Genomic DNA, 1,082 nt, shown 5'->3' with positions numbered 1-1,082 from the left:
AGCTGGACCTGCCCGGCTGACAGGCAGGGCTGGGCGCGCGACCCGGTGGCGGCGCGGCCGGCGGGCTGGGGGCGGCGGTGCTGGCCCTGGGCGGCCGCTGCGAGTCCGGCATCGGGCTGGTCACCCGGGCGATCGGCCTGGACGCCGCGCTGGACTCCGCCGACCTGGTGATCACCGGGGAGGGCTCCTTCGACCACCAGTCGCTGCGCGGCAAGGTGGTCGCCGGGGTGGCCGGCGGCGCCCGCGACCGGGGCGTGCCGTGCGTGGTGCTCGCCGGCCGGGTCAGCACCGGGCGGCGGGAGGCCGCGGCGGCCGGGGTGACCGAGGCGTACAGCCTGGTGGAGCACTTCGGCGGCGAGCAGAACGGCGGTGTCGAGGCCGCGATGGGCCGGCCCGCCGAAGGGCTGCGTGCGCTCGGCGCGCGGCTGGCCCGGCAGTGGAGCCGCTGACCCGCCCGCCGGCCTGCGGCGCGGCTCACCCGACCGGGGCCGCGGCACCGGAGGTGGTGGCCGGCGGGGCGGCGTACGATCGGTTCTGGACCACACCGGGAATCACTGGCGGACGCGAAACGTTGGCCAGTGCGTCCGGACCCATACCGCGCAGGGAGATTTCCACGTGACCACGCCAGCGCAGACCGAGTCGACCGAGGCCAAGGCCCCTGACACCGTCGTCCTCACCGACGTCGCGGCGCAGAAGGTCAAGGCCCTGATCGAGCAGGAGGGCCGCGACGACCTGCGGCTCCGGGTCGCCGTGCAGCCGGGCGGCTGCTCCGGCCTGCGGTACCAGCTCTTCTTCGACGAGCGGTCCCTCGACGGTGACATCGTCACCGACTTCGACGGTGTCGAGGTCGTCGTCGACCGGATGAGCGCCCCCTACCTGGCCGGCGCGACGATCGACTTCGCCGACCGGATCGACGCCCAGGGCTTCACCATCGACAACCCGAACGCCGGCAACTCCTGCGCCTGCGGCGACTCGTTCAGCTGAGTCGGCCGAGCGCCCGGCCCGCCCGCCACGCCGGGCCGGCCGGGGCTGCCCGAGCGAGCAACAGCGGCGGGGCCGTCCCTTTTCGGGGCGGCCCCGCC

1 protein-coding gene and 1 pseudogene are annotated in these 1,082 nt (G+C 75.9%); both read left to right on the top strand.

Annotation, left to right across the window (positions count from 1 at the left end; all coding sequences use genetic code 11):
* Positions 1-26 precede the first annotated feature (26 nt).
* Positions 27-449: pseudogene (locus ACWEVO_RS37035) on the top strand (glycerate kinase); the annotation flags it as partial.
* A 166-nt stretch (positions 450-615) separates the two neighbouring features.
* The gene (erpA, locus tag ACWEVO_RS37030; RefSeq protein WP_452312025.1) at positions 616-984 is read left to right on the top strand and encodes an iron-sulfur cluster insertion protein ErpA; all 369 of its coding nucleotides are present in this window, start codon (positions 616-618) and stop codon (positions 982-984) included.
* The last annotated feature ends 98 nt before the right edge of the window (positions 985-1,082 follow it).

The sequence above is a fragment of the Micromonospora sp. NPDC003776 genome, assembly GCF_053605645.1.
The sequence above is the reverse complement of the archived record's forward strand: the minus strand, read 5'-3'. Positions and strand labels throughout refer to the sequence as shown.